Origin of the sequence: Roseateles chitinivorans, from assembly GCF_002761755.1 — a bacterium.
GTDB classification, from domain to species: domain Bacteria; phylum Pseudomonadota; class Gammaproteobacteria; order Burkholderiales; family Burkholderiaceae_C; genus Roseateles; species Roseateles chitinivorans.
In genome coordinates this window covers 16650-35289 of sequence record NZ_PEOG01000031.1, presented here as the reverse complement: position 1 = coordinate 35289, position 18640 = coordinate 16650, and the positions used below count along the sequence as shown (strand labels likewise).

Here is an 18640-nt window from a genome sequence, read left to right as displayed (position 1 = left end):
CGTTCAAGAGCCGGCGGCGACTGCCGCCTAGCATCGCGGCATGCAACGCCGCACCTTCCTGTCCGCGCCCGCGATCGTGGGTTTCACATCCCTGCTGCCGGTGCTGCGCGCCGCCGCGCAGACCAAGCCGAATCGCACCCGATGGCGAGTGCGGGCCTCCGAGGGGGCCGATGCGATCGCCTTCCTCGGTCCGCTGTCGGGCACGCCGCTCTACCTCGATTTCTATGCCGCGGAGGCCGCCGCCTTCGCGCCGCGGCTGCCCGCGGCGGTTCGTGACGATGTGCGGCGGCTGTGGAACGAGGCGACCCAGGACGGCTTCGGTCTGCTCGGTCCCAACTTGCAGGTCCTGTTCTCGGCCGACGGCAACGACGCCACGCTCGACACCCTGCTGAGCGCGCTGCGATCGCGCCAGACGGCGATCCTCCCCGGCTACAAGGCGAGCAGCTACTGGAGCGAGTCCGACTGGACCTGGTTCGAGCGCGCGGCGCCGCGCCTCGAGGCGATCTTCCGCGGCCTGCGCGACGCCGGCTTCGCGGCATTCCGCCAGGAGCGCGTCGGCGACCTGGACCGCCGCATTGCCGAGGTGAGCCGCGCGCTGGCCGGCTTCGACGTGATCTCCTGGCAGGAGAAGCTGACCGGCCGGCGCTTCGATCCGGAGATCCAGATCGTGCTGCTGCAGTTCGCCAAGCCGCACGGCATCAAGGTGCAGGGGCAGACCTTCCTGCAATCGGCCGACTACGACACCGCCACCACCGTCCGCATCGCCGCCCACGAGATGCTCCATCCGCCGGTGCCGATGGACGGCCCGGCCGCGACCGCCGCGCTGGCCGCCTTCGGGCGCGATCCGCTGGTCGTGCGCATAGTGCGGGACCACGATCCGCGTTGGGGCTACACGACGCTGGAGGGGATGGTGAACGAGGACCTGGTCCAGGCGCTGGACCAGTTGATCAGCGAGGCCCTGGGCGTCGCGCGCAATCCGGCGGACCGCTGGCGGAAGGCCGATGACGGCATGCATGTGATCGCGGCCGGGCTCTATGGCCTGCTGCGACAGGACCGGTGGGTGGAGCAGGGCGGGTCGATCGAGCGCTGGCTCGCCGATGCGGTCCGCGAGGGCCGGCTGGAGCCGGCGGTGTTCCATCCGGTCGCGGCGCGGGTGCTGGAGCGGCCGGTCGATGCGCTGTGGCCGTTGGCGACCAGATGACCGGTCTTTATGCAATCTTGATACCGGCGCCGCCACCTTCTACACGCCCTTGACCCGCTGATTCCTAGAGTCCATCCATCCCATCCCGTCCTCAATCCAGAGGGCATGGGACTTCAAGACATGGATGCACTCTTCCTCGGATTGAGCGTGGTTCTGTTCCTCGTCGCTGTCGGGCTGGCTGTCGCCAGCGACCGGCTGGGGAGCAGGCAATGAGCGCGCTCTACTGGTTGACCGGACTCCTGAGCGCCGGTCTGTTCGTCTACCTCCTCATCGCCCTGTGGCGCGCCGAGGAGTTCTGACATGACGAACCTCGCCTGGGCCAACCTGGCCCTCTACCTCGCCGTCACGCTGCTGCTGGCCTGGCCGCTGTCCCGTTGGATCACTGCGCTCGCGCAGGGCCGCGTGCCGCGCTGGATCGCCGCGATCGAGCGTCCGCTGTTCCGCCTTGCCGGCATCCGGCCCGACGACGGCATGGGCTGGAAGCAGTACGCCGTCGCGCTGCTGGTCTTCAACTTCATCGGCGTCCTCGCCGTCTATGCGCTGCAGCGCCTGCAGGGCGTGCTGCCGCTCAACCCGCAGGGCCTGGGCGCGGTCGCGCCCGACTCGGCGTTCAATACCGCCATCAGCTTCGTCGCCAACACCAACTGGCAGGGCTATGGCGGCGAGTCGACGATGAGCTACCTCACCCAGATGCTGGCGCTGACGGTGCAGAACTTCCTGTCCGCGGCGACCGGCATCGCCGTCGTGTTCGCGCTCATCCGCGGCTTCGCCACCAGGCTGTCCGGGCACGTCGGCAACTTCTGGGCGGACATCGTCCGCTGCACCCTCTGGCTGCTGCTGCCGCTGTCCTTCCTGCTCGCGGTCGCCTTCGTCCAGCAGGGCGTCATCCAGAACTTCGACGGCTACAAGACGGTGCAGACGATCCAAGCCCAGGACTACCAGACACCCAAGCTCGGCACGGACGGACAACCGGTGAAGGATGCCCAGGGCCAGCCCGTCATGGAGCAGCAGCGCACGAAGGAGCAATCGCTGGCGATGGGCCCGGTCGCGTCGCAGGAAGCGATCAAGATGCTGGGCACCAACGGTGGCGGCTTCTTCAATGCCAACTCCGCGCATCCGTACGAGAACCCGACGCCGCTGACCAACCTGCTGCAGATCGTGGCGATCTTCGTCATCCCCGCGGCGCTGTGCCTGAGCTTCGGCCAACTGGTCGGCGATCGCCGGCAGGGAGCCGCCATCCTCGCCGCGATGAGCGTGCTGTTCATCGCCGGCGTGCTGGTCGCCACGCCCGCCGAGCAGGCCGGCAATCCGCTGGTGGCCGCGCAGGGCGTCGATCTCCAGGCCTCCGAGCTGCAGCCCGGCGGCAACATGGAAGGCAAGGAGACCCGCTTCGGCATCTCGGCCAGCGCGCTCTTCGCCGTCGTCACCACCGCCGCCTCCTGCGGCGCGGTCAATGCGATGCACGACAGCTTCACCCCGATCGGCGGCGCCGTGCCGCTGGTGATGATGCAGCTGGGCGAGGTCGTCTTCGGCGGCGTCGGCACCGGCCTGTACGGCATGCTGATCTTCGCCATCCTCGCCGTCTTCATCGCCGGCCTGATGATCGGCCGCACGCCCGAATACCTCGGCAAGAAGATCGAGCCCTTCGAGATGAAGATGAGCGCCGTCGCCATCCTCGTCACGCCCATCGTCGTGCTGGCGGGTACCGCGATCGCGGTGTTGGCGGGCGACGGCAAGGCCGGCATCGCCAACCCGGGCGCCCACGGCTTCAGCGAGATCCTCTACGCCTTCACCTCCGCGGCCAACAACAACGGCAGTGCCTTCGCCGGCCTGTCCGCCAACACGCCGTTCTACAACACGCTGCTGGGCATCGCGATGTGGCTGGGCCGCTTCCTGGTGATCGTGCCGGTACTGGCCATCGCCGGCAGCCTGGCCGCCAAGAAGCGCATCCCCGTCGGCGAGGGCACGCTGCCCACCCATGGTCCGCTCTTCGTGGTGCTGCTCATCGGCACCGTCCTGCTCGTCGGCCTGCTGAACTACGTGCCCGCGCTCGCGCTCGGCCCCGTCGTCGAGCACCTGATGCTCTGGAAGTGATCCTTCGGAGCCTGACATGACCCACCCTCTCAAGACCCTTCCCACCCCGGCGCCGACCCGTGCGCGCGCCGAGGTCCATGGCGACGCCAAGGCCTCCGGTCCGGCGCCGCAGGATCCGTCCCCGCCGCCGCCCCGTTCCGACGGGAGCGGCGGCATGTGGGACCCGAAGCTGGTGAAGCCGGCGATCCGCGAGTCCTTCGCGAAGCTCGCACCGTCGGTGCAGCTGCGCAACCCGGTGATGTTCGTCGTCTATGCCGGCAGCCTCCTGACCTCCGGCCTGTGGCTGGCCAGCTTCGCCAGGCCCGAGCTGGCCGGCGCCGAAGGCCCCGGCTTCATGCTCGCGATCGCGCTGTGGCTGTGGTTCACCGTGCTCTTCGCCAACTTCGCCGAGGCGCTGGCCGAGGGCCGCTCCAAGGCGCAGGCGGCCTCGCTGCGCGGCCTCAAGGCCAAGACCTGGGCGAAGAAGCTCGAGGCGCCGCGCCATGGCTCGTCCTGGCATCCGGTGGCCTCGGAGGAACTGCGCAAGGGCCATGTCGTGCTGGTCGAGGCCGGCGACCTGGTGCCCCTGGACGGCGAGGTCATCGAGGGCGTCGCCTCTGTCGACGAGAGCGCCATCACCGGTGAATCAGCGCCGGTGATCCGCGAATCGGGCGGCGACTTCTCGGCCGTCACCGGCGGCACGCGGGTGCTGTCGGACTGGGTCGTCGTGCGCATCGCCGTCAATCCGGGCGAGGCCTTCCTCGACCGCATGATCGCGATGGTCGAGAGCGCCAAGCGCCAGAAGACGCCCAACGAGATCGCGCTCACCATCCTGCTGGTGGCGCTGACGCTGGTCTTCCTGGTCGTCACCGTGACGCTGCTGCCGTACTCGCTGTTCGCCGTCGAGGCGGCCGGTGCCGGCACCGTCGTCTCGATCACCGCGCTGGTGGCGCTGCTGGTGTGCCTGATCCCGACCACCATCGGCGGCCTGCTGTCGGCGATCGGCGTGGCGGGCATGAGCCGGCTGATGCAGGCCAACGTGATCGCCACCTCCGGCCGCGCGGTCGAGGCCGCCGGCGATGTCGACGTGCTGATGCTCGACAAGACCGGCACGATCACGCTGGGCAACCGCCAGGCCAGTGCCTTCCTGCCGGCGCCGACGCTGCAGGAGCAGGCGCTGGCGGATGCCGCGCAGCTGGCCTCGCTGGCCGACGAGACGCCGGAGGGCCGCAGCATCGTCGTGCTGGCCAAGCAGCGCTTCAACCTGCGCGAGCGCGAGCTGGCGACGCTGCAGGCGCACTTCGTGCCGTTCACCGCGCAGACCCGCATGAGCGGCGTCGACTTCGGCGATCCGGACCATCCGAGGCGCCAGCTGCGCAAGGGCGCCGTCGATGCGATCCGCCGCTTCGTCGAGCAGCACGGCGGCCAGATGCCTGCGCAGGTGACCGCGGCGGCCGAGGAGGTCGCGCGCCGCGGCTCCACGCCGCTGGTGGTGGCCGACCTGGCCGACGGCCAGGCGCGCGTGCTGGGCGTGGTCGAGCTCAAGGACATCGTCAAGGGCGGCATCAAGGAGCGCTTCGCGCAGCTGCGCCGGATGGGCATCCGCACGGTGATGATCACCGGCGACAACCGCCTCACCGCCGCGGCGATCGCGGCCGAGGCCGGCGTCGACGACTTCCTCGCCGAGGCGACGCCCGAGGCCAAGCTCAAGCTGATCCGCGACTACCAGGCCGAGGGCCGGCTGGTGGCGATGACCGGCGACGGCACCAACGACGCCCCCGCGCTGGCGCAGGCCGACGTGGCGGTGGCGATGGCCAGCGGCACGCAGGCGGCGAAGGAGGCCGGCAACATGGTCGACCTGGATTCCAACCCGACCAAACTGCTGGAGATCGTCGAGACCGGCAAGCAGCTGCTGATGACGCGCGGCTCGCTGACCACCTTCTCGATCGCCAACGACGTCGCCAAGTACTTCGCCATCATCCCGGCGATGTTCCTGGGCGTGTATCCGCAGCTGGCCGCGCTCAACGTGATGGGCCTGCACAGCCCGGCCTCGGCCATCCTGTCGGCGGTCATCTTCAATGCGCTGATCATCGTCGCGCTGATCCCGCTGGCCTTGAAGGGCGTGGCCTATCGCCCGATCGGCGCGGCCGCGCTGCTGCGCCGCAATCTGTGGATCTATGGCCTGGGCGGCCTGATCGTGCCTTTCATCGGCATCAAGGCGATCGACCTGCTGCTGGTCGCGCTGCATCTCGCGTGATGCGGAGGAACTCACCATGAACTCGACTCTCAAGATGTTGCGCCCCGCGCTCGTCGGCTTCGCGCTGCTCAGCGCCATCACCGGCCTGCTGTATCCGGTCGCGGTCACCGGCGTGGCCGGGACGCTGTTCCCGTTCCAGGCCGAGGGCAGCCTCGTGAGGCAGGACGGTCGCCTGATCGGCTCCGAGCTGATCGGCCAGACCTTCTCCTCGCCGCGCTACTTCTGGGGCCGTCCGTCGGCCACCGCGCCGATGGCCAACAATGCCGCCGGCTCCGGCGGCTCCAACCAGGGACCCACCAACCCGGCGCTGGTCGATGCGGTGAAGGCCCGCGTCGAGGCGCTCAAGGCCGCCGACCCGACCAACACCGCCCCGGTGCCGGTCGACCTGGTCAGCGCCTCGGCCAGCGGCCTGGATCCGCACATCAGCATGGCTGCGGCCCGGTATCAAGCCGGGCGCGTGGCCCGCGAGCGCGGCCTGCCGCTCGAGGCCGTCCAGCGCCTGATCCAGGCCAACACCGAGGCCCGCGACCTGGCCGTGCTCGGCGAACCGCGCGTCAACGTGCTCAAGCTCAACCTCGCGCTCGACCGGGCGCATGCCTCCCAATGACCACCCGTCCGCTGTTCCTCTTCCTGATCTCTTCCTGCTTCCTGCACGCCGCCGCCCGCGCTGAAGGCGAGGCCCCGGTCGCCACGTCGGCGCCGGCGGCCGCCGCGCCCGAGCACACTTTCACCGGCAACGTCGGGTTCGTCTCGGACTACCGCTTCCGCGGCATCAGCCAGACCTGGAAGCGCCCGGCGGTGCAGGCCGGCTTCGACTACAACCACGCGAGCGGCCTGTACGCCGGCACCTGGGCATCCAATGTCTCGGGCAACAGCTACAACAACGGCGCCGGCATGGAATGGGACCTGTACGGCGGCTACAAGCTGCCGGTGACCGAGGCGGTGACGCTCGACGTCGGCGCGCTGGCCTACCTCTATCCCGGTGCGCGCCTGAACGCCGCGCCGGGTCAGCCCAGCGCGCACAAGTACGACAACGTCGACGTCTATGCCGCCGTCACTGCCGGCGCGTTCTCGGCCAAGCTCTCGGTCGCCGCGACCGACTACTTCGGCCTGGCCAGCGAGACCGCCGGCTATGCCTACTTCAGCGCGCTTCCCGCCCGGGGCTCGTCTCGCGGCACGGCCTACCTCGACCTGAACTACGGCGTCGAGCTGGGGCAGGGCGTCAACGCCGGCCTGCACCTGGGCCATCTGTGGGTGCGCCGCTACGGCGACCTGTCTTACAGCGACTGGAAGCTCTCGGTCAGCAAGGCGCTGCCGGACCTCGGCGGCCTGACGCTGGCGCTGGCCGTCGTCGGCACCGACGCGGACCCGGCGCTGTACCAGGCCGGCGACAGCGCGGCCCAGCGCGCGAAGCGGCTGGGCGATACGGGCGTCGTGCTGAGCGTCTCCAGGACGTTCTGACCGCCGCGACCCGCCATCCAGGGAGAGAATCGCCGGATGCCCAGCGTCACCGACGAGAGACCTGACCCCGACAGCCTGCTGGCGCAGCTCCGCCAGCAGGAGGAGGCGGCGTCGCGCGGCCGCCTGCGCATCTATTTCGGCGCCTCGGCCGGCGTGGGCAAGACCTTCGCGATGCTGCAGGCGGCGCGGCATCTGGCCGGGCAGGGCCGGGCGCCGCTGATCGGCGTCGTCGAGACCCATGGCCGTGCCGAGACCGCCGCCTTGCTCGACGGCCTGCCGCGGCTGCCGATGCAGCAGGTGGCCTACCGCGATCGCACGCTGCCGGAATTCGACCTCGACGGCGCGCTCGAGCGGCTGCGCGGCCAGCCCGACGCGCTGATCCTGGTGGACGAGCTGGCGCATTCCAATGTCGCCGGCTCGCGGCATCCGAAGCGCTGGCAGGACGTCGAGGAGCTGCTGGCCAACGGCATCAGCGTTTACACCACCGTCAACGTCCAGCACCTGGAGAGCCTGAACGACGTCGTTGGCGGCATTACCGGCGTGCGGGTGCAGGAGACGCTGCCCGACACCTTCTTCGACCGTGCGGACGAGGTGGTGCTCGTGGACACCCCGGCCGACGAACTGCTCGCGCGGCTCAAGGCCGGCAAGGTCTACCAGGGCGCGCAGGCGGAGCGCGCCGGCCAGCACTTCTTCCGCAAGGGCAACCTGATGGCGCTGCGCGAACTCGCGCTGCGCCGCACCGCCGACCGCGTCGAGGACGACGTGCAGGCCTGGCGCAGCAACGAGCGCATCGCGCCGGTCTGGAAGACCGAGGCCGCCATCCTCTGCGCGATCGGCCCCGGCGACGAGGCCGAGTCGGTCGTTCGCAGCGCCGCGCAACTGGCGCAGCAACTGGCGGTGAGCTGGCATGCGGTCTATGTCGAGACGCCGGCGCTGCACCGGCTGCCCGACGCGCGGCGCGAGCGTACGCTGCGCGCGGTGCGGCTGGCCCAGGACCTGGGCGCGACGACCGCGGTGCTGGCGGCTCAGGAGCCGGCGCTGGCCCTGGCCGAGTACGCCCGCGAGCACAACCTGTCCAAGCTGCTGATGGGCCGCGGCGAACCGTCGTCGCGCCGCTGGGGCCGACGCGGCCTGGCGAGCCGCCTGGGCGGCGCCGCGCCGGAGCTGGACCTGATCCAGGTCGGCGCCTCGGCCACGCAGCGCAGCAGCGCCGACAAGGCCGGTCCCGCCTTCGGCGCCGCGCCGCGCCGCTACCTCTGGGCCACGCTGGCCTGCGTCGGCGTGGCGCTGGCCTGCTGGCCGTTGTCGCACCGGATCGCCAACGACAACATCGTCATGCTGTTCCTGCTCGGCGTCGTCGCGGTGGCGATGCGCTGGGGTCGCGGACCGGCGGTGCTGGCGAGCTTCCTGAGCGTCGCGCTGTTCGATTTCCTCTTCGTCGCACCCCGGCTGAGCCTGGCGGTCAGCGACGTGCAGTACCTGATCACCTTCGCGGTGATGCTGGCCGTCGGCCTGGTCACCGGACAGCTGACCGCGGGGCTGCGCTATGAGGCCCGCGTCTCCTCCGAGCGCGAGGCGCGGGCGCGCGGCTTGTTCGAGCTGACCCGCGAGCTGGCCGGCGCGCTGCAGACCGAGCAGGTGGTGGCGACGGCGGAGCAGCAGATCGCGCAGCAATTCGGCGGGCGGGCGCTGCTGCATGTGCTCGACGAGGACGATCGGCTGCAGCCGTCGCCCGCCGAGCAGGCGCTGCCGCCGGGCGAGCGCTCCGACGCGGGCACAGCGCGCTGGGCGTTCGACCACGAGCAGGCGGCGGGCCTGGGCACCGACACGCTGCCGGGCAGCCAGTGGTTCTACCTGCCGCTGCGCGCGCCGATGCGCACCCGCGGCGTGCTGGCGCTGCGCCCCGGCGATGCGCAGACGCTGCTGCTGCCGGAGCGCCGGGCGCAGCTCGAGACCGCCGCCCGTATCGCCGGCCAGGCGCTGGAGCGGGTGCATTACGTCGAGGTTGCGCAGCAGGCGCTGCTGCAGATCGAGTCGGAGCGGCTGCGCAACTCGCTGCTGTCGGCGCTCTCGCATGACCTGCGCACGCCGCTGGCGGCGCTGCAAGGCCTGGCCGAGACGCTGGCCCGACGCGAGCTCGAGGCCGGCGCGGCCGAGACCGCGCGGGCGATCGAGCAGCAGTCGCTGCGGATCAATGCGATGGTCCACAACCTGCTGGACATGGCGCGGCTGCAGAGCGGCGCGCTCAAGCTCAACCGCCAGTGGCAACCCGTCGACGAGGTCGTCGGCACCAGCCTCCAGGTGATGGGGGCGGCGCTGGCAGGACATCGCGTCGCGCTGGACGTGCCGGCCTCGCTGCCGCTGGTGGAGCTCGACGCGGTGCTGATCGAGCGCGTGCTGGCCAACCTGCTCGAGAACGCGGCGAAGTACACGCCGCCGGGCAGCGAGATCCGCGTCATCGCCCGCGCGCATCACGGCGAACTGTGGCTCTCCGTCGAGGACAACGGCCCGGGCCTGCCGGCCGGACGGGAGGAGTCGCTGTTCGAGAAGTTCGAGCGCGGACACAGCGAATCGCACCTGCCCGGCGTCGGTCTCGGCCTGGCGATCTGCCGTGCCATCATGCAGGCCCATGGCGGCCGCATCTGGGCCGAGCGCGTGGGGCCCGCGGGCGGCGCTCGCTTCAGCCTCGCGTTGCCGCTGGGCGAGCCGCCGGCGCTGCCGGCCTTCGAAGACGAGCGCGTCGGCGGCGATGAGCCTGCAGCGCAAGAGCCGAGAGACCCCCATCCGTGAGCGAATCGCAGCCCATCGCGTTGATCGTCGAGGACGAGCCCAACATCCGTCGCTTCGTTCGTCTGGCGCTGGAAGGCGAAGGATGGGCGGTGCATGAAGCGGGCACGCTGCGCCAGGGCCTGATCGATGCCGGCACCCGTCGGCCGGAGCTGGTCATCCTCGACCTGGGCCTGCCGGACGGCGACGGCCAGGACTTCCTGCGCGACCTGCGCGCCTGGTCGCAGGTGCCGGTGATCGTGCTGTCCGCGCGCGGCGCGGAGGACGACAAGATCGCGGCGCTGGACCACGGCGCCGACGACTACCTGAGCAAGCCCTTCGGCGTCGGCGAGTTGCTGGCCCGGGTGCGGGTCGCGCTGCGCCGCAGCCAGTCGCGGGCCAGCGAGCAGCAGGATCCGGTGTTCCGCTTCGGGGAGGTCGAGGTCGACCTGGCCGCGCGCCGCGTGCGCCGCGCGGCGCAGGACGTGCATCTGACGCCGATCGAGTACCGGCTGCTCAGCCATCTGATCGGCAATGCCGGCAAGGTGCTGACGCACCGCCAACTGTTGAAGGCGGTGTGGGGGCCGTCGCAGGTCGAGCAGAACCACTACCTGCGGGTCTACATGGGCAACCTGCGCCAGAAGTTGGAAGCCGAGCCGGCCAGCCCGCGGCACCTGCTGACCGAGACCGGCGTGGGTTACCGGCTCATGCCCTGAGCGACCGCGGCGGTGGTCCCGCGCGTGTCCGCCGCGTCCCCTGTAGCATTGCCCGCACGCCCGGTCCGGGCGCTGGCTCGACAACACGCTCAACAGGAGACATCTCATGATTCAGCAGGCCCAGGTCGAACTCGCGAAGACCTTCTTCGAGCAGTCGAAGAAGGCATTCGAGCAGAACTACGCGGCGTGGAGCACGGTGCTCGCATCGCAGAAGGCGATCATGGAATCGATGCGCACGGCGGGCACGCCCTTTGAGGTGGCGGCCGACGAATTCCAGAAGCTCATCGACTTCCACGAGCAGCAATTCCGCGCGACGGTCGACTTCATGACCAAGCTGCAGGCGGACTACGCCAAGCTGGTCCAAAAGAAGGGCAAGTGAACCGATGAGCGGCGGCTATCGGTCGGGACGCGCGTGAGCGCAGGTGCCCGACGATCGACCGCCGTCCCTGCGACGGACAGGGGCGTCCCGCGCGGTTGACGCCGTCGCCGGCATGGTGGAAGAATCGCGCCCACGCCGCCGAGGCCCCACCGCCCGCGCGTTCCCTCAACCTCTTTGCCATCCAGGAGGTGCCCGATGAAGAACCCGACGTTCACCCTTCGCTGATCGCCGACGGCTGTCCGGATCCTTCCGATGCTTCGCCGTGATGCTCCGCCACCGGTCCTGATGCCGGTGCACATCGCGCGCCACCTTCCGCTCCCCGTCGGTCCCTTGACCTCATGAGGTCCTGCTCGCGCCAACAACGCGACAGGCCGACGGATTCATGCACCTCATTGCCTTGCCGCTGCCGCAACCCGCGCGCGCGGCGACCCCTGTGGGCCCGGGCCCACGGCTTCCTTCGCCGCCTGCCCTCGACGCGACCGTCGAGCGGCTGCCGCTGTCGACGCTCGCCGGACGGCAGGTCGTCATCGAGGAAGCTTTCGACGGCGCCGATGCCGACCTGTCCTTCGACGCGCGCGGCGACTTGCGGCTCGGCTCGAGAGGCCGACCGCTGGCCGGCGGTTTCGGCGAGCGGCCCTTCATCCCGCTGAAGATCTGGGCCCTGGCCCATGAGCATCGGCTGATGGAGCGGCTCGGCGACCGCCTCGTGTTGCACGGCGCCTGGACCTACGCGATGCGCCGCTGCTGGTACGACCGGCTGCCGCATTACTTCATCGCGACCGAGTTGGTCGACCGGGAGAGCGGCCGGTGCCTGTCGACCGCCCGCCGGCAGGCGCTGCTCGACGGCTCGCCGGTGATGAGCGCCCCGGTGCTCTACATGGGGCCGATGCCGACCCATCCGCAGTGGCTGGAGCCGCTGATGCGCGCGTCGCTGGCGACCTCGGCCGACTGGCGCCGCGCCTTCGAGGCGGTCGCGATCCGCGAGTCGCTGCCGGCGGCGCTGTGGCAACGACGGGCGGACCGTGGCGGTCCGGCGGCGGGACTGATCGTCAAGGTCGAGGACGACCGGCACGTGGTGGCGCGCTACCGGCTGGTGCAGACGCCGGACGAGGGCGCGATCCCCTTGCCGTCGCTGCTGCCGAATGCGCTCGCCGGGGGCGCGGACCTGTTCGCGGCGCAGCCGACGGTCAGCTGGCGCGACCTCGGCCTCAAAACGCTGCGCTCGCTGGGCGCGTTGCGGGGGCTGTCCGCCGGGGCGGTGGAACGACGCTGTGCCTGAAGGCGGTGGTGCGCGCCAGGTGTCGCTCAGGCCGGGCCGGGCCAGCCCGCCATCCAGCGATCCATCACCTCGCCCAGGGCGGCTTGCAGCGCCGGCCCGTGCGTGATCGCGTCGCGCCGCAGCGCGTCGAGCGGGATCCGCGCCTGGGCGAGCTCGCCGGCGTGGCCGATCAGCCACTGCTCCAGCCGAGCCGGATCGCTTTCCAGGTGGAACTGCAGGCCGAGCGCGGAGTGCTCGACCGCGAAAGCCTGATGGGGGCACAGCGGCGTCGTGGCGAGGCTCGCGCACCCGGCGGGGATCTCGAATTGGTCGCCGTGCCAGTGCAGCACCGGTTGGCCCAGTGCGAGCGGCGCGAGCGCCGAGTCGCGGCCGGCTTCGGTCAAGGTCAGCGGCGCGAAGCCGATCTCCTTGCGGCCGTGCGCCATCGGCCGCACCGGCGCGCCCAACGCCCGCGCCATCAACTGCGCGCCCAGGCAGATCCCCAGCAGTGGCCGCCGCGCCGCAAGGCGCCGCTGGATCAGCGCCAGCTCGTCCTTCAGATACGGATACAGCGCGTCGTCATAGGCGCCGATCGGACCGCCGAGCACCACGAGCAGATCGACCGCATCGAGGTCGACGTCGCGCAGCTCATCGACACCGGCGTCCAGCGTGAGGAAGCGACCGAAGCCGCGCGCCTCGAGCACCGGCCGCAGCAGGCCGAGGTCTTCGAAAGCCAGATGGCGCAGGGCCAGGACGGTCTTGGGCGTGGGCATCGTGGGGGCGCGGCCAGCGCGTGGAAGTGGGGCGGAGCGCCGAGTATCCGCGCCCATCCGGACTCAGCCATCGTCTGATCGTCCACGCGAGCTATCCATTCGTACAGGGCGCACTGCGCTTCCGGCGCCGAGGCGTCGGCCCGGCGACGTGATGGCGACGGACGGCACGGGCGGCACGGGCGGCGGGCCGCGGGGCGGCGGACCCGACGGAGGTCCCCGCCTGCCGGCTCGATGGGCGCTTCGGACGCGAGGCCGGCGTTCAGGCCGGATGCGGCTGCCGTGCGGTCGCGGGGCCCTTGCGGATGCGCCAGGCCTGCGCCGCCATGAGGATCAGGAAGAGCAGCAGCACCACGCCGATGGCCTTCTGCAGCGCCGGGTCGTCCGGCCCGGTGAACAGCGGCGCGCCGACCGGCAGGCGGGTGAAGGTCTCGTTGAGGCCGGGGATCATGTGGAAGAACAGCGTGGCGGAGTAGCCGAGCGTTTCCGCGTACGGCGAGAAGCCGCCGAGGAAGCGGGTGCGGGCCGCCGCGACGGCGATCGCCAGCGTGACCAGGGTGACGATGGCCAGCGTGTGGGCGATGTTGAAGCCGCCGTGGCGGAAGATGCCGAAGGCCGTCAGGCAGGTGACGACGGTGCACCAGACGTAGAGGCGTCCCCAGAGGGACGCGCCGTCGATGCGGCCATGGCGGAGGATCATCGCGTAGCCGGCCACGAGGGCCACCAGCGCGAAGGCCGTGTGCACGGCGCCGAGGAGGGTCAGACCGAACATGAATGCTCCTGCTGGAGCCGCATCGGTGCGGCGGGCCGGAGCGCAACGCACTCCTGCCGCAAAGCTAGACGGCGGGCGAGGCGCGCGCATCGATCGGATGGGGGAGGCGGCGGGGCGGGTTTTCCCGCGCATCGGGACGCCGCAGCCCGCCCGGCGGCGCCTCGCCGGGCCGGTCGACGCCTCGAGGCATGGGCCAGAATGGCGGGATGAATCCGCCTGCCGCCCCGCCGCGAGTCACTGTCCAGACCGAAGATTTCGACCTCAGCGCCGAGACGCTGGCGCTGCGCGCCGGGGACGGTGGCATCGGTGCGGTCGTCAGCTTCGTCGGCACGGTCCGCGACGGCGCGGATGGCTCGCCGGTGTCGCTGATGGAGCTGGAGCATTACCCCGGCATGACCGAGGCCTCGATCGAGGCCATGATCGACGAGGCCTTCCGCCGCTTCGACATCCGGGGGGCGCGTGTCATCCACCGCGTCGGCCCGCTGCGGCCGCGCGAGCAGATCGTGCTGGTGCTGGTCAGTTCGCGGCATCGCGGGCAGGCCTTCCAGGCCTGCGAGTTCCTGATGGATTACTTGAAGACGCAGGCGCCGTTCTGGAAGAAGGAACACGGCCCGGACGGCGCGCGCTGGGTCGACGCCCGGGTCGCCGATGACGAGGCACTCGCCCGATGGGGCATTGAGGTGGAGGGGAATGGTCGATGAGCTGGTTGCAAGTGGCGGCGGTGTCGGTGGGGGCGTCGGGCGGTGCGCTCGCGCGCTGGGGCGCGGGCCTGTGGCTGAACACGAAGTGGCAGGGCTTTCCGCTGGGCACCCTTGCGGTGAACCTGGTCGGTGGCTTCCTGATCGGCATGGCGCTCGAGTGGTTCGGCCGCTATCCCGATGACCTGCTCAAGCTGCTGCTGGTCACCGGCTTCCTCGGCGGCCTCACCACCTTCTCCTCGTTCTCGGGCGAATCGCTGTCGCTGTTGCAGCGCGGTGAGTTCCTGATGGCGCTGTCGCACTCGGCCGCGCATGTCTTCGGCGCGCTGGCGGCGGCCGCGGCCGGCCTCAAGGTCATGCAGATGCTGACTTCGGCATGACTGCCGACCTGCACGCGCCGGTCCGGTTCCCGAGGCCTTTGCGCAGCGGAGATCTCGTGGCCGTTGTCGCGCCGTCCTCCGGCGTCGGGCCGGCGATGCACGAGCGGCTGGACGGCGCCCTGGCGACGCTGCGGCGTCAAGGTTTCGCCGTCCGCGAGGGCCGCACCTTGCGCCGGCAGGTGCAGGGCGCGAGCGGCACCGCCATCGAGCGCGCCGAGGAACTGATGGCGGCGCTGCTCGATCCGACGGTCGCCGCCGTGATTCCGCCCTGGGGCGGCGAACTGGCGATCGAGCTGCTGCCGCACCTGGACTTCGAGCGCCTGCGTGACGCACCGCCGAAGTGGTTCAGCGGGTTCTCCGACCTGTCGACGCTCCAGGTGCCGTTGCTGCTGCGCGCGGGCTGGGCGTCGCTGCACGGGCCCAACCTGATGCAGCTTGGCGATCCCGCGCTGGATCCGGTGTCGCGCCGGATCTTCGATGTCTGGACCGCGACCGCGCAGGAGCCGCTGGAGCAACTGTCGGCGCCGGGCACGGTGGCGCGGCGCCTGGATGGCGCCACGGAGCCCATCGAGGTCGAAGGCTGCCTGGTAGGCGGCTGCCTGGATTCGGTGGCGCGTCTGGCGGGCACGCCCTGGGCGGACGTAGGCGCCTGGCGCGGGTCGCTGGGCGAGGGTGAGCGGCCCTTGTGGTTCTTCGAGGTGGCCGAGCTGCCGCCGTTCGAGCTTGCCCGCACCTTGCACGGCCTGCGGCTGGCCGGCTGGTTCGACGGGGCGGCGGGGGTGGTCTTCGGCCGCAGCGCGGTCCCGGCCCCGATCGCCAGCGGCGGCGAGTTCACGCAGGACCATGCGCTGCAACGCGCGCTCGGCGACCTGTCGTGCCCGGTGCTGCTGGACCTGGACATCGGTCATGTGGCGCCGCAGTGGTCGCTGGTGCAGGGCGCGCTGGCGCGGCTGTCATGGTCCGTCGGACGATCGGTGCTGTCACAGATCCTGGCGTGATGCTGGCTCGCCGCCGCTCACCCGCCCCGTGGGGGCGGGATGGGGTGGGGCGACATCGACCCCGCCCGCTTGGAGGGCGGGGAAGGGGTGGGAGCCCACGAAAAAATGAGGGGGCCCGGTGGGCCCTGTGGGCCCACCGGGCCCGTCTCCCCATCGCCTGACCGATTTCGTCGCTGATTGGGCCCGAGACTTGCCGCGAGCCCCAGTCTCTTGAAATATGGGGACACATTCCCACTTGGCTTCGCAACGGAGGTTTTTCACCCATGCGAGTCGACAAGCTCACCACCCGGTTTCAGGAAGCGTTGGCGGAGGCCCAGAGCCTCGCGGTGACGCGCGACAACCCCTACATCGAGCCCGCCCATGTGCTGGGCGCGATGCTGGCCCAGGACGAGGGCCCCAAGGCGCTGCTGGAGCGGGCCGGCGTGAAGGTGCCGGCCCTGAAGGCGGCCGTCGATGCGATCCTGACCGGTCTGCCGCAGGTGCAGGGCGAGGGCCAGCAGGTCCAGCCCAGCCGCGACCTGATCGGCCTGATCCAGGCCGCGGAGAAGGAGGCCGCCAAGCGCGGCGACCACTTCATCGCGAGCGAAATGTTCCTGCTCTCCCTGGCCGACGCGAAGAGCGACCTGGCCGGCGTGGTGCGCGGCCATGGACTGACGCGCAAGGCCCTGGAGACGGCGATCGAGGCGGTCCGTGGCGGCCAGAAGGTCGACAGCCAGGAATCCGAAAGCAACCGCGAAGCGCTGAAGAAGTACACCCTCGACCTGACCGAGCGCGCCCGCGCCGGCAAGCTCGATCCGGTGATCGGCCGCGACGACGAGATCCGCCGCGCGATCCAGGTGCTGCAGCGCCGCAGCAAGAACAATCCGGTGCTGATCGGCGAGCCCGGTGTCGGCAAGACCGCGATCGTCGAGGGCCTCGCGCAGCGCATCGTCAACGGCGAGGTGCCGGAGTCGCTCAAGGACAAGCGCGTCCTGGTGCTGGACATGGCCGGCCTGCTGGCCGGCGCGAAGTTCCGCGGCGAATTCGAGGAGCGCCTGAAGTCGGTGCTGAAGGAAGTCGCCGCCGACGAGGGCCGCATCATCCTGTTCATCGACGAGATCCACACGATGGTGGGCGCCGGCAAGGCCGAGGGCGCCATCGACGCCGGCAACATGCTCAAGCCCGCGCTCGCCCGCGGCGAGTTGCACTGCATCGGCGCCACCACGCTGGACGAGTACCGCAAGTACGTCGAGAAGGACGCCGCGCTCGAGCGCCGCTTCCAGAAGGTGCTGGTCGACGAGCCCAGCGTCGAGGCCACGATCGCGATCCTGCGCGGCCTGCAGGAGAAGTACGAGGTCCACCACGGCGTCGAGATCACCGACCCGGCGATCGTCGCCGCGGCCGAGCTCTCGCACCGCTACATCACCGACCGCTTCCTGCCCGACAAGGCCATCGACCTGATCGACGAGGCCGCTGCCAAGATCAAGATCGAGATCGACTCCAAGCCCGAGGCGATGGACCGGCTCGACCGCCGCATGATCCAGCTCAAGATCGAGCGCGAGGCCGTTCGCAAGGAAACCGACGAGGGCTCGCAGCGCCGCTTCACGCTGATCGAGGAAGAGCTGCTCAAGCTGCAGCGCGAGTACAACGACCTCGAGGAGATCTGGACGGCCGAGAAGGCGCAGGCGCAAGGCTCCGCGCACGTCAAGGAAGAGATCGACCGCATCAAGTTCCAGATCGAGGAGCTCAAGCGCAAGGGCGATTTCAACAAGGTCGCCGAGCTGCAGTACGGCAAGCTGCCGGAGCTGGAGAAGCGCCTGGGCGAAGCGCAGGCCAAGGAGGCCGGCAAGGCCAAGGACAAGTCCGTCCCGCAGCTGCTGCGCACGATGGTCGGCGCGGAGGAGATCGCCGAGGTGGTCTCGCGCGCGACCGGCATCCCGGTGTCCAAGCTGATGCAGGGTGAGCGCGACAAGCTGCTGCAGATGGAAGAGAAGCTGCATGAGCGCGTCGTCGGCCAGGACGAGGCCATCGTCGCGGTCGCCGATGCGATCCGGCGCTCCCGCGCCGGCCTGTCCGACCCGAACCGGCCACTGGGCAGCTTCCTGTTCCTTGGCCCTACCGGCGTCGGCAAGACCGAGCTGTGCAAGGCGCTGGCCGGCTTCCTGTTCGACAGCGAGGACCACATGGTCCGCATCGACATGAGCGAGTTCATGGAGAAGCACTCGGTCAGCCGGCTGATCGGCGCGCCGCCGGGGTATGTCGGCTACGACGAGGGCGGCTACCTGACCGAGGCCGTGCGCCGCAAGCCCTACAGCGTGCTGCTGCTGGACGAGGTCGAGAAGGCGCATCCGGACGTGTTCAACGTGCTGCTGCAAGTGCTGGACGATGGCCGCCTGACCGACGGCCAGGGCCGCACCGTGGACTTCAAGAACTGCGTAATCGTGATGACGTCCAACCTCGGCTCGCAGCACATCATGGCGCTGCAGGGCGAGCCGGAGGACGTGATCCGCGACGCGGTGTGGACCGAGGTCAAGGCGCACTTCCGGCCCGAATTCCTCAACCGCATCGACGAGACGGTGATCTTCCATGCGCTGGGCGCGTCGCACATCAAGTCGATCGCCCGGATCCAGCTGCGACAGCTGGAACAGCGACTGGACAAGCTCGAGATGAAGCTCGATGTCAGCGACGAGGCGCTCGACGAACTGGCCAAGGTCGGCTTCGATCCGGTCTTCGGCGCGCGGCCGCTCAAGCGGGCGATCCAGCAGCGGATCGAGAACCCGCTGTCCAAACTGATCCTGCAGGGCCGCTTCGGTCCGAAGGATGTGATCCCGGTCGGGGTCGAGCACGGCATCGGTGGCGAGCCGGGCGAGTTCTCGTTCGGACGCGTCGTCCACTGAGCGCGCTTTCCGGCGCCGGATCCGGCGCCGGAACG

At 70.5% G+C, this 18640-nt stretch carries 16 protein-coding genes; 14 read left to right on the top strand and 2 right to left on the bottom strand.

What is annotated here, in order from left to right; translation table 11 throughout:
- The first annotated feature begins 40 nt into the window (after nucleotides 1–40).
- From CS062_RS12970 to CS062_RS12925, 10 genes are all read left to right on the top strand, one after another.
- Nucleotides 41–1201: a hypothetical protein gene (locus CS062_RS12970; protein ID WP_099862045.1), complete on the top strand. Its 1161-nt coding sequence runs from the start codon at nucleotides 41–43 to the stop codon at nucleotides 1199–1201.
- Between the two features lie 209 nt (nucleotides 1202–1410).
- The gene (kdpF, locus tag CS062_RS12965; protein WP_067064141.1) at nucleotides 1411–1500 is read left to right on the top strand and encodes a K(+)-transporting ATPase subunit F; all 90 of its coding nucleotides are present in this window, start codon (nucleotides 1411–1413) and stop codon (nucleotides 1498–1500) included.
- Nucleotide 1501: 1 nt separating this feature from the next.
- Complete coding sequence (kdpA, locus tag CS062_RS12960) at nucleotides 1502–3295, top strand: potassium-transporting ATPase subunit KdpA (protein ID WP_099862044.1); 1794 nt, start codon at nucleotides 1502–1504, stop codon at nucleotides 3293–3295.
- A 154-nt stretch (nucleotides 3296–3449) separates the two neighbouring features.
- On the top strand, nucleotides 3450–5531 hold the full coding sequence (gene kdpB, locus CS062_RS12955; protein WP_099862072.1) for a potassium-transporting ATPase subunit KdpB: 2082 nt from the start codon (nucleotides 3450–3452) through the stop codon (nucleotides 5529–5531).
- 16 nt (nucleotides 5532–5547) lie between these two features.
- Nucleotides 5548–6138 (top strand): potassium-transporting ATPase subunit KdpC, encoded by a 591-nt coding sequence (gene kdpC / locus CS062_RS12950; RefSeq protein ID WP_099862043.1) that lies wholly within the window; start codon nucleotides 5548–5550, stop codon nucleotides 6136–6138.
- Nucleotides 6135–6992, top strand: coding sequence for a TorF family putative porin (locus CS062_RS12945; protein ID WP_099862042.1), 858 nt, complete (start codon nucleotides 6135–6137; stop codon nucleotides 6990–6992). The genes kdpC and CS062_RS12945 overlap by 4 nt, the downstream gene beginning before the upstream one ends.
- A gap of 36 nt (nucleotides 6993–7028) precedes the next feature.
- Nucleotides 7029–9782: a DUF4118 domain-containing protein gene (locus CS062_RS12940; RefSeq protein ID WP_099862041.1), complete on the top strand. Its 2754-nt coding sequence runs from the start codon at nucleotides 7029–7031 to the stop codon at nucleotides 9780–9782.
- Nucleotides 9779–10474, top strand: a complete 696-nt coding sequence (kdpE, locus tag CS062_RS12935; protein ID WP_099862040.1) for a two-component system response regulator KdpE — start codon at nucleotides 9779–9781, stop codon at nucleotides 10472–10474. The genes CS062_RS12940 and kdpE overlap by 4 nt, the downstream gene beginning before the upstream one ends.
- Nucleotides 10475–10580: 106 nt before the next feature.
- A complete protein-coding gene (locus CS062_RS12930; RefSeq protein WP_099862039.1) occupies nucleotides 10581–10853 on the top strand; it encodes a hypothetical protein in 273 nt (90 codons plus the stop codon).
- 382 nt (nucleotides 10854–11235) lie between these two features.
- Nucleotides 11236–12132, top strand: a complete 897-nt coding sequence (locus CS062_RS12925; protein WP_099862038.1) for an RNA ligase family protein — start codon at nucleotides 11236–11238, stop codon at nucleotides 12130–12132.
- Between the two features lie 26 nt (nucleotides 12133–12158).
- On the opposite strand, the gene CS062_RS12920 is transcribed toward CS062_RS12925, so the two are convergent.
- Nucleotides 12159–12884, bottom strand: coding sequence for a glutamine amidotransferase (locus tag CS062_RS12920; RefSeq protein ID WP_099862037.1), 726 nt, complete (start codon nucleotides 12882–12884; stop codon nucleotides 12159–12161).
- 259 nt (nucleotides 12885–13143) lie between these two features.
- Nucleotides 13144–13653 carry a DUF2306 domain-containing protein gene (locus CS062_RS12915; RefSeq protein ID WP_099862036.1) on the bottom strand — a complete coding sequence of 170 codons (510 nt, stop codon included), beginning with the start codon at nucleotides 13651–13653 and terminating at the stop codon, nucleotides 13144–13146.
- Nucleotides 13654–13859: 206 nt separating this feature from the next.
- Here CS062_RS12915 and CS062_RS12910 point away from each other — a divergent pair, with 206 nt between their 5' ends.
- The 4 genes from CS062_RS12910 to clpB all read left to right on the top strand — a co-directional run bounded on the left by CS062_RS12910 (nucleotide 13860) and on the right by clpB (nucleotide 18605).
- Nucleotides 13860–14354, top strand: a complete 495-nt coding sequence (locus CS062_RS12910) for a molybdenum cofactor biosynthesis protein MoaE (protein WP_099862035.1) — start codon at nucleotides 13860–13862, stop codon at nucleotides 14352–14354.
- Nucleotides 14351–14731: a fluoride efflux transporter CrcB gene (gene crcB, locus CS062_RS12905; RefSeq protein WP_099862034.1), complete on the top strand. Its 381-nt coding sequence runs from the start codon at nucleotides 14351–14353 to the stop codon at nucleotides 14729–14731. The genes CS062_RS12910 and crcB overlap by 4 nt, the downstream gene beginning before the upstream one ends.
- Complete coding sequence (locus CS062_RS12900; RefSeq protein WP_099862033.1) at nucleotides 14728–15729, top strand: S66 family peptidase; 1002 nt, start codon at nucleotides 14728–14730, stop codon at nucleotides 15727–15729. Before crcB ends, CS062_RS12900 begins: the two co-directional genes overlap by 4 nt.
- 263 nt (nucleotides 15730–15992) lie before the next feature.
- Nucleotides 15993–18605: an ATP-dependent chaperone ClpB gene (gene clpB, locus CS062_RS12895; protein ID WP_099862032.1), complete on the top strand. Its 2613-nt coding sequence runs from the start codon at nucleotides 15993–15995 to the stop codon at nucleotides 18603–18605.
- The last annotated feature ends 35 nt before the right edge of the window (nucleotides 18606–18640 follow it).